14 protein-coding genes are annotated in these 15,878 nt (G+C 62.0%); 7 read left to right on the plus strand and 7 right to left on the minus strand.

The window, feature by feature from the left end:
• Positions 1–12 precede the first annotated feature (12 nt).
• The gene (locus tag AC1UK9_RS10390) at positions 13–1,548 is read right to left on the minus strand and encodes an FAD-dependent oxidoreductase (protein WP_482579990.1); all 1,536 of its coding nucleotides are present in this window, start codon (positions 1,546–1,548) and stop codon (positions 13–15) included.
• Between the two features lie 216 nt (positions 1,549–1,764).
• Positions 1,765–3,969 carry a TonB-dependent receptor gene (locus tag AC1UK9_RS10395; protein WP_473015122.1) on the minus strand — a complete coding sequence of 735 codons (2,205 nt, stop codon included), beginning with the start codon at positions 3,967–3,969 and terminating at the stop codon, positions 1,765–1,767.
• Positions 3,970–4,211: 242 nt separating this feature from the next.
• Here AC1UK9_RS10395 and AC1UK9_RS10400 point away from each other — a divergent pair, with 242 nt between their 5' ends.
• A complete protein-coding gene (locus tag AC1UK9_RS10400) occupies positions 4,212–5,300 on the plus strand; it encodes a DUF1615 domain-containing protein (RefSeq protein WP_025108876.1) in 1,089 nt (362 codons plus the stop codon).
• A 70-nt stretch (positions 5,301–5,370) separates the two neighbouring features.
• On the plus strand, positions 5,371–5,994 hold the full coding sequence (locus AC1UK9_RS10405) for a glutathione S-transferase N-terminal domain-containing protein (protein WP_025108877.1): 624 nt from the start codon (positions 5,371–5,373) through the stop codon (positions 5,992–5,994).
• Between the two features lie 130 nt (positions 5,995–6,124).
• Here the strand turns inward: AC1UK9_RS10405 and AC1UK9_RS10410 are convergent, their stop codons facing one another.
• Positions 6,125–6,565: a CBS domain-containing protein gene (locus AC1UK9_RS10410; protein ID WP_025108878.1), complete on the minus strand. Its 441-nt coding sequence runs from the start codon at positions 6,563–6,565 to the stop codon at positions 6,125–6,127.
• Between the two features lie 208 nt (positions 6,566–6,773).
• Here AC1UK9_RS10410 and AC1UK9_RS10415 point away from each other — a divergent pair, with 208 nt between their 5' ends.
• Complete coding sequence (locus AC1UK9_RS10415) at positions 6,774–9,134, plus strand: DNA polymerase II (RefSeq protein WP_482579991.1); 2,361 nt, start codon at positions 6,774–6,776, stop codon at positions 9,132–9,134.
• Here the strand turns inward: AC1UK9_RS10415 and AC1UK9_RS10420 are convergent.
• The 3 genes from AC1UK9_RS10420 to AC1UK9_RS10430 form a co-directional block, all read right to left on the minus strand.
• On the minus strand, positions 9,099–9,569 hold the full coding sequence (locus AC1UK9_RS10420) for a DUF1810 domain-containing protein (protein ID WP_025108880.1): 471 nt from the start codon (positions 9,567–9,569) through the stop codon (positions 9,099–9,101). The genes AC1UK9_RS10415 and AC1UK9_RS10420 overlap by 36 nt on opposite strands.
• A gap of 28 nt (positions 9,570–9,597) precedes the next feature.
• Positions 9,598–10,419 carry an aldo/keto reductase gene (locus AC1UK9_RS10425; protein WP_482579992.1) on the minus strand — a complete coding sequence of 274 codons (822 nt, stop codon included), beginning with the start codon at positions 10,417–10,419 and terminating at the stop codon, positions 9,598–9,600.
• Positions 10,420–10,575: 156 nt separating this feature from the next.
• Positions 10,576–11,724: an aldose epimerase family protein gene (locus tag AC1UK9_RS10430; RefSeq protein ID WP_482579993.1), complete on the minus strand. Its 1,149-nt coding sequence runs from the start codon at positions 11,722–11,724 to the stop codon at positions 10,576–10,578.
• 281 nt (positions 11,725–12,005) lie between these two features.
• On the opposite strand from AC1UK9_RS10430, the gene AC1UK9_RS10435 reads away from it, so the two are divergent.
• The 4 genes from AC1UK9_RS10435 (at position 12,006) to AC1UK9_RS10450 (ending at position 15,388) form a co-directional block, all read left to right on the plus strand.
• A complete protein-coding gene (locus tag AC1UK9_RS10435; protein WP_482579994.1) occupies positions 12,006–12,755 on the plus strand; it encodes a hypothetical protein in 750 nt (249 codons plus the stop codon).
• A gap of 79 nt (positions 12,756–12,834) precedes the next feature.
• Positions 12,835–14,049 carry an MFS transporter gene (locus tag AC1UK9_RS10440; protein WP_482579995.1) on the plus strand — a complete coding sequence of 405 codons (1,215 nt, stop codon included), beginning with the start codon at positions 12,835–12,837 and terminating at the stop codon, positions 14,047–14,049.
• A gap of 229 nt (positions 14,050–14,278) precedes the next feature.
• The gene (locus AC1UK9_RS10445; RefSeq protein ID WP_025108885.1) at positions 14,279–15,064 is read left to right on the plus strand and encodes a sulfite exporter TauE/SafE family protein; all 786 of its coding nucleotides are present in this window, start codon (positions 14,279–14,281) and stop codon (positions 15,062–15,064) included.
• Positions 15,065–15,073: 9 nt separating this feature from the next.
• Positions 15,074–15,388: a hypothetical protein gene (locus AC1UK9_RS10450; protein WP_482579996.1), complete on the plus strand. Its 315-nt coding sequence runs from the start codon at positions 15,074–15,076 to the stop codon at positions 15,386–15,388.
• A 15-nt stretch (positions 15,389–15,403) separates the two neighbouring features.
• On the opposite strand, the gene AC1UK9_RS10455 is transcribed toward AC1UK9_RS10450, so the two are convergent.
• Positions 15,404–15,868, minus strand: coding sequence for a GNAT family N-acetyltransferase (locus AC1UK9_RS10455; protein WP_025108887.1), 465 nt, complete (start codon positions 15,866–15,868; stop codon positions 15,404–15,406).
• Between the last annotated feature and the right edge of the window lie 10 nt (positions 15,869–15,878).

Here is a 15,878-nt window from a genome sequence, read left to right on the forward strand (position 1 = left end):
CGTTGTGCTGTGTCAGGGGCCGGCAAAGAATGGCCGGATCCCGTGATCGCGAAAATACCGCTCGATCACCTTCGGATCGGCGCTGTTATCAGCAATCGCCACATAGGTGTCCGGGCGCAGCAAGTAGAAGCCGTTACGTCCCAACCCCGCCGTTTCAAACGCAGGACGCCAGTCGAACACGTGCAGCGGCAGGTGGTGTTCGTTGCACCAGGCGATCATCTCGTCGCTGGTGTCGCCGTACACATGCACCTGCCAGCAGGGCTGCCGGAGCGGCTCATAGTTATCGCCCTCACCATCATGCGCCCACGGCAAGCGGTCACCGCCGTGCACGTGGCCGGCGCTGCCCTGGCTCAGCGGCATGCCGCGATAGTTGAGGGTGACTTGCGAGACGGTGCGAAACAGGAACTCGCGACTGGCCTCGAAGGTGGCCATTTTCGGAATCAGAAACGGCGCCAGGCGCGTGCGCAGCAGATCGGCAATGCGCCCCTCGGCGGTGACGAAGGTGAACACCTTGTCAGTGGTCGAGACCAGTCGGCGGGCGAAGGCGATGCGTTCGGTTTCATAGCTGTCGAGCAGTTTCGTCGTAGCGCTGCCGTCGAGCACGGCGGCGAGTTTCCATGCCAGGTTGATCGCATCGCCGATGCCGGTGTTCATGCCCTGGCCGCCAGCGGGGCTGTGCACGTGCGCCGCATCGCCGAGCAGAAACGTCCGGCCGCTGCGAAAGTGCTCGGCCACCCGGTGATGCACGCGGTAGGTGGAGAACCAGTTGACCTCGTTGATGTGGACTTTCAGGTGTTCGATGGCGCGGCTGCTGACGTCGGCAAATTGCAGGGTTTCGGCGTGGTCGGCGCGTTCGTCGCGTACCGTGCCGATCAGCCGCGCACGGCCTTCGCCGGCCAGCGGAAATACCGCGAGAAAATCTGCTTCGTCCAGATCCAGGTGCAACTCGCCATTGAGCGCCGGGCCGCTGGCTTGCACATCCGCGACGTAGAAAATCTGCTGATAGGTGCCGCCGGGAAAACCGGTGTCGAGGGTTTTGCGCACCACCGAGCGCGCGCCGTCGCAACCCGCGAGAAAGCACGCCTGGCAAACTTCCTGGCGCCCGTCCGGCAAGCGCAGATGCGCCGTGAGGCCGTCACCGGTTTCGTCGAAACTCTCAAGTTCGGTGTTGCGCTCAACCACCACGCCATAGTCTTCGAGGCGTTCGAGCAGCAACCGTTCGTGTTGGTCCTGAGGGAAGATTTCAATGAACGAGTAGGGCGTCAGGCCTTCGCCGATGCGCGTGAGCGGCAACTGTGCGACCGGCTTGCCCTTGACCCAGAAGTTCGCCGCCGCGACCTTGTGACCGTTGCGCACCACGGTGTCGGCCAGGTCTAGTTGCCGGTACAACTCCAGGGTCCGCGCCTGCACCGCCAGCGCACGCGAGGTGGTGCCGGGGGCGGAGGTCTTGTCGAGAATGCGCACGCGCACGCCCAGTTTGCTCAGCCACAGAGCCAGCACCAGACCGGTCGGGCCGGCGCCGATGATCAGTACGTCGCTGCGGTTCATGGGCCTGTCCTCTGGTGGCTGTGCAGCAAGTATGGATCAGCAGGGCAGGGCGGCCAGTCCGACCGTCATCGCGAGCAGGCGCGCTCCACACTGAAGGATGTACGGCAACGCGATGTGGGAGCTAGCCTGCTCGCGAAAAGTCTTTCCAGACGCCACAAAAGCCAAAAAGGCCCCGCAACTGTAAAGCTGCGGGGCCTTTTCATTGTGCGGCGAGGCTTAGAAGTCGATTGTCCCCGACAGTTTCGCCACCCGTGGCTCACCCTGGGTCAGATAACCGCCCTGAGCCGATTCCCAGTATTTCTTGTTGGCCAGGTTCTCGACGCCCAGACGCAACGTCACGTCTTTCTGCGAAACCTTGAAGGCGTAACGCGCACCGGCGTCGAAGCGGTTCCAGGTCGGCAGGCTGAGGTTGTTGGCCGCGTCGGCGTACTGGCCGCCGGTGCGCAGCATCCGCGCATTCAGTGCCACGCCTTGCAGGCCCGGCACGTCCCAGTCGGCGCCGGCATTGAACTGGAAGCTCGGCACGCCGATCGCGCGGTTGCCGTCGTTGGCGCCGTTCTGGGTGTTGCGCAGTTCTGTGTCCATCAGGGTCAGGCCGCTGATCAGGCGCAGGCCGCTGAGCGGCTCGCCGAACACGTTCATTTCCACACCTTTGTTGATCTGCTCGCCCTCACGCACGTAGGTGCAGGTGGTGGCGCTGTTGATTTCGCAGTAACCGTCGCTTGGCTGCTCGATGCGATAGACGCCCAGGCTCGCGCCGTAAGTGCCCATGTCGACCTTGACCCCGGCCTCGGTCTGCTTGGAACGTGCCGGTGCATAGACTTCGTTGCCGTTGGTCACTTTGAAACCGCCGGTACTGGTCGGCGAGGTCGGGCCTTGGGCCAGGCCTTCGATGTGGTTGGCGTAGAACGAGACATGCTCCCACGGCTTGAACACGATGCCGTAGACCGGTGTGGTGATCGATTCGTCGTAACTCGACTTGCGACTGCCACTGCCATAACTGGCGTAGTTGTAGCCTTGCACCACCAGTTGCTGACGACGCAGGCCGGCGGTGATCAGCAGACGGTCATCGAAGAAACCGAGGGTGTCGGAGAGCGCGAGGCTGCGGTTGAAGGTCTTGCCGACAATGCCCGGATCGCTGACGTCGCCGCCGGAAAAGTTGCCGACCGGCGACGGGGTCTCGACCGGGTGGTAGATGTTGTTGGCGTACTTGGTCAGGTCGAAATCATAGGCGCTGCGCTGTTCGGCCCACAGACCGCTCAGGCCGAAATTGAGCTTGTGGCTGACGGCGCCGGTGGTGAATTTGCCGTTCAGTCCGGCCATCAGACTGGTGTTGTCTTCATCGTGGGGGATGAACGAGCCGGTGGTGAACGAGGCGCCGCTGTTGCCCACCAGGGTGGTCGAGTTGTAACGACCGACTTCGCGGGTGTGCTTGGCGCCGCCGGCGACGTATGCAGTCCAGTTGTCGTTCAGGTCGTACTCGGCGCGCAGCATGCCGAAGGTGTCTTCGATGTCGGTGTAGCCCCACTTCGGCGCGTAGTTGGTGTCGGCCGATGGCGCGTCCGGGATGTGCGTGGCGGTACCCAGGTTGACCGAGTTGCGGCCACCGTTGACGCGTTCCTTCTGGTAGGCGAAGTCACCGGAAAGGCGCAGTGCGTCGCCACGGTAGTCGAGGCCGATGGCGAACAGTTTCGAGCGCTGGTTTTCGTGATCGATGCCGGTATCGCCTTCGCGCTGAGACAGGTTGATCCGTGCGCCGAAGCGGTTGTCTTCGCCGAAACGCTGGCCAATGTCGAAGTGTTGACCGATGCGGCCTTCACTGTTGATGTCGGTGGTGTAGCGGCGCAGCGGCTCGTCGCCGGCGCGTTTGGGCTGCAGGTTGACGCCGCCGCCGATGCCCGAGCCGGTCGGGGTCACGCCGTTGATGAAGGCGTTCGGGCCTTTGAATACTTCCACACGCTCCAGCGCATCGCTGGAAATGATCTGCCGTGGCAGCACGCCGTACAGACCGTTATAGGAAATGTCATCGCCATTGAGCGGCAGGCCGCGAATCATGAACACCTGCGCCTGGTTGGAGAAACCGGAAGCCTGGCGCACCGATGCATCGTTGAGCAGGACGTCGGCAACGTTTTCGGCCTGTTGATCCTGAATCAGCTGTTCGGTGTACGACGCGGCGCTGAACGGCACGTCCATCATGTCCTGATTGCCCAGCACGCCGAGCTGGCCGCCACGGGCTACCTGACCGCCGGAATAGGCCGGGGGCAGGGCGTTGGGGGTTGGTGCCTGGGCATTGATGTTGACGTTGTCGAGGACCAGCTCTTTGCCGTTTTCATCGGCTGCGTAGGCGGTAACGCTCAGGGAGCACAGCAGGGCGAGAAGGGTCGGGCGAAAAGGGACACCGGGTCGAGCTGGAGTGGGCATGTTTCGTACCTGGCGGCGCGCCGCCGATGAGAAAATGTTGAACGGCGCGGGGAACTCCTTGCGCAAATGCGACTCCAGGCGCAAATGATAGGAGTTCGCAGTAACGTTTTGCAAACTCTTTTATCGAGTCTGCCTGTATCCGGACTCTGCCAAGGGAACGGGGCTTGCGCGGTTGCAGTCCTAGCCTGCAACACACCTTTGATCGTATGGTGAACCCGGCTCAACGCATGCCAAGGAGCGCTATGCACCCCCCTCGATTACTGATCACCCTTGCCGCACTGCTGGTATTGGCCGGTTGCGCCGGCCAGCGCAATCAAGAGGCGGTACCGCGCGCGCCCGCCGAAGTGAAGGCCGAGATCGTGCGGCTGATGCCGGCAAAAGTGCCCGACCGCCAAGGCTGGGCCACTGATATCTACGCCGCGTTCGCCGCGCAGGACATCAGTCCGACCACGCAAAACCTCTGTTCGGTGCTGGCCGTGGCCGAGCAGGAATCGACTTTTCAGGTCGACCCGACCGTGCCGGGTCTGGGCAAGATCGCCCGCGACGAAATCGACCGCCGCGCCGGCAAGGCGCACATCCCGGGGATGCTGGTCAGCGCCGCCCTGGCGGTGCGTTCGCCCACCGGCAAGACTTACAGCGAACGCCTGAGCGCGGCGCGCAGCGAAAAAGAGTTGAGCGCGATCTTCGACGATTTCATCGGCATGGTGCCGATGGGTCGCACGCTGTTTGGCGGATTCAACCCGGTGCACACCGCCGGGCCAATGCAGGTCAGCATCGAATTCGCCGAGCAACACGCCAAGGCGTATCCGTACCCGGTCGGTGGCACGATCCGCCATGAAGTGTTTACCCGCCGTGGTGGCATGTATTTCGGTATCGCCCATTTGCTCGGCTACCCGGTCAGTTACCGCGAACCGCTGTACCGTTTCGCCGACTTCAATGCCGGTTGGTACGCCAGTCGCAATGCGGCGTTTCAGAACGCGGTCAGCCGCGCCTCGGGCATTGCGCTGGCGCTGGATGGCGATCTGATCCGCTACGACTCGATCATGCCCGGCAGCACCGAGCTGGCGGTGCGCACCCTCGGCAAGTCGCTGGGCATGCGCAACCCGACCATTCGCGATCAACTGGAGCAGGGCAAGACTTTGGCATTCGAGGAAACCAAGCTCTATCGACGCGTGTTCGAGCTGGCCGAGCAGGCGGAAGGCAAGACATTGCCCCGTGCGATATTGCCGGGGATCGTGCTGCAGAGTCCGAAAATCACCCGCAAACTGACCACCGCATGGTTCGCCAAACGAGTGGATGAGCGTTACAGGCGTTGCATGGCCAAGGGTTGACCCTGCCGTTGGCGGCGAAGCAGCTACAGTTGACCCTGAAGACCGCGCACACAAGTTAAAGGGAGGCGTCATGTATCAACTCTATGGGCACAGAAACTCGGGCGCAGCGGCCATCGAAGCGGCACTGGAGTTGTGCCAGATCGCCTATCGCTTCATCGATATCGAAGCCTCGACCGAAGCGGCCGAGGCACTGTCGCGCCTCAATCCACTGAAACAGGTACCGACCCTGCAATTGCCCGACGGCAGTGCGATCACCGAGAGTGTGGCGATTCTGATTCACCTGGGCCTGAGCTTTCCCGAGTCTGGTCTGTTGCCGGCCAAGGCCGTCGATCGCGATCAGGCGATTCGTGGCATGGTCTACATCGCCAGCAATTGCTATGCGGCCATCGGTGTCATCGATTACCCCGAGCGCTGGCTGGTGATGCCTGACGAAGCCTCGCGGCAGAACCTGATGGCCGGCGCCCGTGAGCGCTTGCACTGGAGTTGGGAAGTGTTTGCCGACCAGTTTTCCGCCGAGCTGTACCTGGACGACGAGACGCCTGGAGCGCTGGACCTGCTGGCGGCGGTGGTGACGCGCTGGGCGGGCAGTCGCGAACACCTGCGCCAGACCCGCCCGGGGTTTTATGCGTGGTTGCAGCGCATCGACCGGCACCCGGTGCTGGCGCCGGTGTTTGCGCGGCATTGGCCGTCCTGAACACCCCATAAGCCCATTTGGGAGCGAGCCTGCTCGCGAAAGCGCTATATCAGTCAAAAATGCTGCGACTGACAGGACGCTTTCGCGAGCAGGCTCGCTCCCACAGGGTATGGGGGGGAATTCTGAGGGGCTATTCTCCGCGAATATACTGCTCCAGCTGCTTGATCAGCTCCGCCTGTTCGGCGATCGCTTCTTTCACCAGGTCGCCAATCGACAGCAAGCCGATCAGCTTGCCATCCTGCACCACCGGCAAGTGCCGCAGGCGTTTGTCGGACATGATGCCCAGACAGGTGTCGACGGTCTGATGGGTGTCCACGGTGATCACCGGCGAAACCATGATGTCACGCACCGGCGTGCCTACCGACGAGCGCCCATGCAGCACCAGTTTGCGCGCGTAATCACGCTCACTGATGATGCCGACTACCTGGTCGTCTTCTACCACCAGCAAGGCCCCGACGTTTTTCTCGGCCATCTTCATCAGCGCTTCGAGCACCATGTGATCGGGCTTGATCTGGTGCACTTCCTGATTTTTCTGATCTTTGAGCTTGAGCAGTTGGGCGACGGTCTTCATGGCGGTTACTCAGGTGTTGTCGTTGTTCTCCAAGCATCGTAGACCCTTGCGCGCAGGGCAAGGTGGCAAAGCGGCAGATAGCACGCAAAAAACGTCATTTGCCGAATTTTCTTGCCCCATCACCACAGGAGTCAGGTCAACAGGGAAACCCTGTATCAGGACGGGCAGCGTAGAATGCCCCTCTGATTCAATTCCTGAGGTCGCAGTGGTGGATTTACAGCAGGGCTTCGTCCTGACCCGGCATTGGCGCGATACCCCGGCCGGCACCGAAGTCGAGTTCTGGCTGGCGACCGACGCCGGGCCGCGCCGTGTGCGCCTGGCGCCGCAGACGTCAGTGGCGTTTATCCCCGCCGCACAGCGTGAGGCGGCCGAGCGCCTGCTGCACGACGAGAAAAACGTCGAACTGCGCCCGCTGGCCCTGCAGGATTTCGAACATCGCCCGGTGCTCGGCCTGTATTGCCAGCAACACGGCCAGTTGATGCGCCTGGAAACCGCGCTCAGCCGCGCCGGCGTCGACGTCTTCGAGGCCGACGTGCGCCCGCCGGAGCGCTACCTGATGGAGCGTTTCATCACCGCACCGGTGTTGTTCGGCGGTACGCCTGATGCCGACGGCGTCTTGCTCAATGCCCAGCTCAAACCTGATCCCAAGTACCGACCTCGACTGCGGCTGGTCTCGCTGGACATCGAAACCACGGAAACCGGCGAGCTGTATTCCATTGCTCTTGAGGGCTGTGGCCAGCGCCAGGTGTACATGCTCGGCGCGCCCAACGGTGACGCGAGCATCGTCGACTTCGATCTGGAGTACTGCGATTCGCGCACCGTCATCCTGAAGAAACTCAACGACTGGTTTGCCCGCCACGACCCTGACGCAATCATCGGCTGGAACGTCGTGCAGTTCGACTTGCGCATCCTCCACGAGCACGCGCGCCGCCTCGGTGTGCCGCTGAAAATCGGCCGTGGCGGCGACGAAATGCAGTGGCGCGAACACGGCAGCCGCACCCATTACTTTGCTTCGGCAGCGGGGCGGCTGATCATCGACGGCATTGAATCGCTGCGTTCGGCGACCTGGAGTTTCCCTTCGTTCAGCCTGGAAAACGTCGCCCAGACCCTGCTCGGCGAGGGCAAGTCGATCGACAACCCGTACCAGCGCATGGACGAAATCAACCGCATGTTCGCCGAGGACAAACCGGCGCTCGCCAAGTACAACCTCAAGGACTGCGAACTGGTCACGCGGATCTTCGCCAAGACCGAACTGCTGACGTTTCTGCTCGAACGCGCCAGCGTCACCGGCCTGCCGGCCGATCGCAGCGGCGGCTCGGTGGCGGCGTTCACCCATTTGTATATGCCGCTGATGCACCGTCAGGGCTTTGTCGCGCCGAATCTGGGCACCAATCCGCCACAGGCCAGCCCGGGCGGCTTCGTCATGGATTCGCAGCCGGGGCTGTACGAGTCGGTGCTGGTGCTCGACTACAAAAGCCTGTACCCGTCGATCATCCGCACCTTTCTGATCGACCCGGTGGGGCTGATCGAAGGCCTGCAGCACCCGGACGACGCCGATTCGGTGCCGGGGTTTCGCGGCGCGCGTTTCTCACGCACCCGGCATTGCCTGCCGTCGATTGTCGCGCGGGTCGCCGAAGGCCGCGAGACCGCCAAGCGCGAACACAACGCGCCACTGTCGCAAGCGCTGAAGATCATCATGAACGCCTTCTACGGCGTGCTCGGCTCCAGTGGTTGCCGGTTTTTCGATACGCGCCTGGCGTCGTCGATCACCTTGCGCGGCCACGAGATCATGCTGCGCACGCGCAAACTCATCGAAGAGCAGGGCCATGCGGTGATCTACGGCGACACCGACTCGACCTTCGTCTGGCTGCGTCGCCCGCACGGACAGGAAGAAGCAGCGCAGATCGGGCAGGCGCTGGTCAGGCACGTCAACGACTGGTGGCGCGAGCATGTGCGCGAGGAGTACGGCCTGCAAAGCGCCCTCGAATTGCAGTACGAAACCCACTACAAACGCTTTCTGATGCCGACCATTCGCGGCGCGGAAGAGGGCAGCAAGAAACGCTATGCCGGGCTCGTGACCCGCGCCGACGGTAGCGAAGAAATGGTCTACAAGGGCCTGGAAACCGTGCGCACCGACTGGTCGCTGCTGGCGCGGCAGTTCCAGCAGGAACTCTACGAGCGAATCTTCCAGCGCAAGCCGTATCAGGATTACGTGCGCGATTACGTGCGCAAGACCCTCGCCGGTGAATTCGATGATCGACTGGTTTACCGCAAGCGCCTGCGCCGTACCCTCGACGACTACGAACGCAACGTGCCGCCGCATGTTCGAGCGGCGCGGCTGGCCGACGATTACAACGCGCAGCACGGTCGCCCGCGGCAGTATCAGAACGGTGGCTGGATCAGTTACGTCATCACCCTGGCCGGGCCGGAACCGCTGGAAGTGCGCCGTGCCGCGATCGATTACGACCACTACATCAGCCGTCAGCTGCAACCGGTGGCGGATGCGATTCTGCCGTTTGTCGATGACGATTTCTCAACCCTGATCGGGGGGCAACTGGGCTTGTTTTGAATCCAGCAGTTGCAGGGTCCATTCGTCGAGGATGCCGTGGAAGTAGCGTTCCAGAGCCTGCGTGAACGGGCAGTCGGCGGCGCTGAACTGGGCAAACAGGGTCATTGAGGAGTGGAACTTCAGATCATCAGGGTGACCGAAAATCTCGGCAATCGAACGCTGGCGGATGTTCAGCACCAGCTGCGTGCAGATGCGCAGCCGCGCGCCGAGCAGGTCGTGGGCCAGATAGGCCCGGGCTTCCTCGGCAGACTGAATGGCGAAGCGCCGGGACATCTCGCTGCCACCCAGCCCGGCGAACTGCGGGAACACAAACCACATCCAGTGGCTGCGCTTGCGCCCCTCGTCGAGCTCCCGCTGGACGCGCTCGAAGACCGGGTCCTGAGCCTGGACGAAACGCTGCAGGTTGAACGGGTCGTACTGATCAGTGCTTCTCATGCCGAAGCCCTCGCCAGTGGTCAGCGACTCAGACCATCGCCAGCCGCTGCTTGCGTTGTGGCGCTTTGAATACCTGATCCAGCGCCGCCAGATCCCCGGCGTCCAGTTGCAACTGCGCCGCTTGTGCATTGAGTTGCACGTGTTCGGGCCGCACAGCCTTGGGAATCGCAATCACCCCATCCTGACGCAGAATCCACGCCAGCGAAACCTGCGCCGGGGTCACGCTGTGACGAGCGGCAATCTTGCTCAGCACCGGTTCAGCCAGCATCGCACCGCCCTGGCCAATCGGGCAGTACGCCATCAGCGGCATGCGCTGCTGTTGGCACCAGGGCAGCAGATCGAATTCGACGCCGCGCTCTTCCAGGTTGTAAAGCACCTGATTGGTCGCGCAGGCCGGGGAGGCCAGCTCTTGTAGGTCGTCGACGTCGAAATTCGACACGCCCCAACGGCCGATCTTGCCGTCCGCGCGCAAACGCTCGAAGGCTTCGACGGTTTCTTCCAGTGGATACTGGCCGCGCCAATGCAGCAGATAGAGGTCGATGTAATCGGTATCGAGCCGGCGCAGGCTGCGCTCGCACGCTTGCGGGATGCCTTTGCGGCTGGCGTTATGCGGATAGACCTTGCTCACCAGGAACACCTGGTCGCGCAGGCCGGCGATGGCTTCGCCGACGACAGATTCGGCGCCGCCTTCGGCGTACATTTCTGCGCTGTCGATGAGGCTCATGCCGAGTTCGATGCCTTGGCGCAGCGCCGCTACTTCACGCTTGTGCGCCGAGCGGTCTTCGCCCATGCGCCAAGTGCCCTGGCCGATGACCGGAACCTGCACGCCTGCCAACTCGAGAGTACGCATTCAAACCTCCTGTGCTGATGGTCGATACCTTGGTGGGCAGCAGGATAGCGCAGGGGTTCCAATGGCTTCCAGAAAGGAAGTAAATCGGGGTTGTGGCGAGGGGATAAATCCCCTCGCCACAGGAACCCGCTTCACCCTTGGCGGGTGTCAGGCAGGCTATTTCGCGGAAAACTTCAACACCACGCTGTGGTGGTAAGTCTGCCCCGGATCGAGACGCGTGCTTGGGAAATCCGGCTGATTCGGCGAATCCGGATAGTGTTGGGTCTCCAGGGTAAACGCGCCCCAGTGCGGATAGACCTTGCCACCCTTGCCCTTGACCGTGCCATCGAGGAAGTTGCTGGTGTAGAACTGCACGCCCGGCTCGCTGGTGAACAACTGCAAATGGCGCCCGGACTGCGGATCGCTGACCTCGGCGGCAACCTTGCTCACCTCACCGTTGGTATCCAGCACCCAGTTGAAATCAAAGCCGCCCTGTTTCGGTTCGGCGAATTTCAGCTGCGGGTGATCGGCCTTGATGTGCGCGCCGATGGCGGTGGGCCGGGTGAAATCCATCGGCGTGCCAGCCACGGGGGCCAGTTCTCCGGTCGGGATCAGTTTGCCGGTCACGGGCGTGTAACGGCTGGCGTGCAGGGTGGCGAGCTGTTTCAGCACGTCGCCATTGCCGGCACCGGCGAGGTTGAAGTAGCTGTGGTTGGTCAGGTTCAGCACCGTCGGTTTATCGGTGCTGGCCGTGTAGTCGATGCGCAGTTCGTTGCTGTCGGTCAGGCGATAGGTCACTTGCGTGGTGAGGTTGCCGGGGAAGCCCATTTCACCGTCCGCCGACAGGTAGGTCAGGGTCACACCGACTGAGTCCTTGTCTTTGACCGGCTCGGCTTTCCAGACCTTTTTATCAAAACCCAGCGTGCCGCCGTGCAAGGCGTTGGATTTGTCGTTCTGCGGCACCTGATAGCGCTTGCCATCGAGTTCGAACGCGCCGTCGGCCAGGCGATTGCCGAAACGGCCGATGGTCGCACCGAAATACGCCGTACCCTTTTGGTAGCCCTGAACATCGTCGAAGCCCAGCACCACATCGGCAGACTTGCCGTGTTTGTCCGGTACCAGCAGCGATTGCAGGGTCGCGCCGTAGGTAATGACAGTCGCCTGCATGCCGTGGCTGTTGCGCAGGACGTACTGCTCGACAGGTGTGCCGTCATTGGTTTTGCCGAAGGTTTTGTGTTCAGCAGTCAGGCCGCTGGCGTGGGCGCTGGCAGTGGCGATCATCAGGGACAGTCCTATACCGCAAAGCAGGTGACGGGAATGATGCATGGTTGACCTTCCTTTTTGTTGTTGTTTTCGAGCGCGACGTTCCATCGGTAAAATCGAATGGATGGATGTCGAAATTAGTCGGACTAAATGGTTGTCAGGTAAAAATTTATAGCGGGTTAATCGTTTATATCAACAATAAAGACTGACTAATTTGCTTGGCGTTCGTTCGCCAAAAATCGACTGAGCCAATCCGCCACTGCACTTTTTCGCAATTACCGGCTCTATCCATGGCCAGGATGCGGCGACGCCCGCCGCGCAGGAATGTGCCCGTTCGAGAATTCATGCCGAGTGTTTGTGACCTGATCGCTGCTGTTGTTCGCCGCCCGTGCCTGCTGCTGGTGTGCCTGTTGTCGTTATTGTTCAGCGGTTGCAGCCACCAGGACGGCAACGGTTTCATCGCTCAGATACGTGAGGGGCAGCCGCAGGAATTCCTGCAGACCAGTGTCGACCGCATGGCCACATTGGCGATGCGCGACAACCTCAACAGCCTTTACCGGTTGATGGGCAAACTGTATTTGCGCAATCCGGAAGAACTGCGCAAGTCGGGTTTCCTCGACATCAACACCGCCGTGAAACAGGTACGCCTGGCGGTCGAGCAGCAGCAACCGTTGCCAGTGCTGGGCGGGCGCAAGGATCTGGCGGCGCTCAGTTACGCGATGAGTCCGCAATTTCTCGGTGACCGGGTCGGCGCGTTCATCTATGCCATCAGCAGCATGCTGGTCACCGCCCACGGCAATCGCATCGAGTTCTATATGACCGATGCGATCAACCCGACCTTCGTCCACAACGCGGCGCGCAATATCGAGAAAGCCACGTGGATTCTGTCCCAGCGGCAGAACAAGGAAGGTCAGCCGCTGCTGTTCTCCAATGAAATCTCGGAGGAGGGCAGTAACCTCAGTTTTGCCACCGAGTTCGGCAAGATCGTCGCGCGGCTCGACTTGCTGACGCAGATGCTCGACGAGCGCTACCGGCGCATTGGCCTGAATTACGCGCAAAGTCTGTTGTTCCTGAATTTTTTGCCGGTGCAGTAAGCCGAGTCGGGTAGAGTGGCGGTCGGATGGTTTGTATACAATCTTCCGTCATCTTGACTCCAAGGGAGCTGCACCTGTCATGACCGACTCCGCAAGCACCGAATTCACCCGCATCGATCACGCCGCCCGCAGCGAAAAACTGCCATACGCGGCGTTGCTGGCGTTCGCCATGACCGGCTTCATCGCCATCCTCACCGAAACACTGCCGGCCGGGCTGCTGCCGCAAATCGGCGAAGGGCTTGGGGTGAGCGAAGTGCTCGCCGGGCAACTGGTGACCCTGTATGCGCTGGGCTCGATTGTCGCGGCGATCCCGCTGACCGTGGCCACCCGAGGTTGGCCACGGCGGCGGGTGCTGCTGATGACGGTCGGTGGTTTCCTGCTGTTCAACACGGTGACCACCTTCTCCAGCCACTACGGCCTGACGCTGGCCTCGCGATTCCTCGCCGGGATGGCGGCGGGGCTGTCGTGGGGGATCATGGCGGGTTACGCGCGGGGAATCGTGCCGGTGCATCAGCAGGGGCGAGCACTGGCGATCGCCATGCTTGGCACCCCGGTGGCGCTGTCGCTGGGCACCCCGGCGGGAACCTGGCTGGGCAACCTGATCGGCTGGCGCGCCTCGTTCGGGATCATGTCGGCGCTGGCATTGGTGCTGGCGGCGTGGATCGTCATTGTGGTGCCGGACCGTCCCGGCCAGGCCAGCGCCGAACGCCTGCCGTTGCTGCAATCGCTGCGTCTGCCGGGCGTGCGGCCGGTGCTGGTCGTGGTCCTGACCTGGATGCTCGGGCACAACATTCTCTATACCTACATTGCACCGTTCCTGATGCAGGCCGGACTGGCCGAGCGGGTCGATCTGGTGCTGCTGGTGTTCGGCCTGTGTTCGCTGGTGGGGATCTGGATCATCGGCGTGCTGGTGGATCGCTGGTTACGCTGGCTGACCCTGATCAGCCTCGCGGTGTTTGCCGTGACCGCACTGGTGCTGGCGCTGGTGGCACCGTCGCCGTGGCTGATCTACGCCTGCATGGCCGTGTGGGGCCTGTCGTTCGGCGGCTCGGCGACGTTACTGCTGACGGCAGCGGCGGACTCGGCCGGGGAGCATGTGGACGTGGTGCAGGCGATGCTCACCACCTCCTGGAACGTGGCGATTGCCGGCGGTGGCTTGTTCGGCGGGTTGCTGCTGGACCGAGCGGGGGCGATGTCGTTTCCGTGGGCGCTGCTGATTTTGTCGCTGATCGCACTGGCGACGGTGTGGATCAACCGTCATCACAGCTTCAAACCGGGCCGGCGCGTGCATTGATCTACCAAACACCGCATCACCCCTGTGGGGGCGGGCTCGCTCGCGAAAGCGGCTTGTCAGTCAACTCATGCGTCGACTGCTACGCCCCCTTCGCGAGCAAGCCCGCTCCCACAGCGGATAGGGGGTGTAGCGGGAAGGCATAACCATAGACCGCATCGATATATGTGGTTATATGAAAAATCGCTATGCTGCGGGCCAGATTTTTCCTGTCGTTTTTCTGGACGTCTTAATGGAATTGGCAAATTTCGGCCTGGTCATCGCCGGGTTGGTGGTGGGTTTTATTGTCGGTATGACCGGAGTCGGCGGCGGTTCGTTGATGACGCCGATCCTGCTGTGGTTCGGCATCAACCCGGCAACCGCAGTGGGCACCGACCTGTTGTACGCGGCCATTACCAAATCCAGTGGCGTGCTCGTTCATAAAAAGAACAACAACATCGACTGGGCCATCACCGGCTGGCTGACCCTCGGCAGCGTGCCGGCGGTTGCCATGACCCTGTGGTTCCTCAGCACCCTGCACACTGCACCCGACGCGATGAACGCGATCATCAAGCAAGCCCTGGGCTTCGTGCTGTTCGCCACGGCGCTGGCGATTCTGTTCAAGAAGCGCTTGCTGGCATTCGCCCACAAACGCGCTGGCGGCAACTACAACCCGAGTGGCGTGCGCCTGAACGTGATGACCGTGATCACCGGTCTGATCCTTGGCACCATGGTTGCTCTGACCTCGATCGGTGCCGGCGCTCTGGGCACCGTGGCGTTGTTCATCCTTTATCCGTTGCTGCCGACCCGACGTCTGGTCGGCACGGAAATCGCCCATGCCGTGCCATTGACCCTGGTCGCCGGCCTCGGCCACGCCAGCATGGGCAACATGGATTGGGGCGTGCTGGGTTTCCTGCTGGTGGGTTCGCTGCCGGGCATCTGGCTCGGCAGCCATCTCACCGGGCGCATTTCCGATGAATTGCTGCGCCCGTGCCTGGCAACCATGCTGCTGTTGATCGGCTACAAGCTGGCGTTCTGATCGATTGCCATGAGCGAAACCACCCTGCATTGCAACGAGCGTCTGGCTATCACCGTCGCCCCCCGGGAAATGCGTATGAGCCATTGGCTGTATGCGCCGCGCGTGGTCGATCAACAGAACGGGCGGGTGCTGCTGGACCTGAGTGACAGCCTGTGGGATCTGCTGTCCACGGCCGACGAAACGGCCAGTGGCATTGATCTGGTGCTGCGCAAGTATCCGGGGGATCGCCCGGCGGTAACGCTGAGTGTCAGCCTGGAGGACGGACAGCTCCGGATTGCCGGGCACCTTGTCGATGCTGCAATGCTGGAGTCCGCGCTGGGCTGACTCCTCATCAAAGGATCAACGCTGGATGACAAATTTCATCACCGTCACCGGCAGATCGTCGTACACCAGATCCTCGACCACCTCCCAACCCAGGCGCGCATACAGCGCTTGCGCGGCGTCGGTGTACAGATACAACTGCGAGACGCCAAGTGCGGCGGCTTCATCGACGATCCTGTTGACCAGTTGCGAAGCGACGCCACGTCCGCGCTCTTCTGCCTTCACATAGACCCCTGCCAGCCACGGCGTCAGTTGCGGGCGGATCTTCATGTCGCTGGCGATCAGCAGAGCGCCACCGAGCAACCTGCCGTCTTCAATGGCCACCACCACGCTTGGGATCGTGCCCTTGCCGCAAGCCGCGCGCATACGATTGGTCCGGGCCTCAAGGGTGTCTGCGGGGCGGAATTGGCCCCACTCCTTGAAATTGAGCTCGGCCAGTTCCTCAATCAGGTGCGGGTGGTCACACAGATAATCGATGTGCATGCGGGTGAAC

Source organism: Pseudomonas sp. AK-TSAG1-1, from assembly GCF_056821665.1.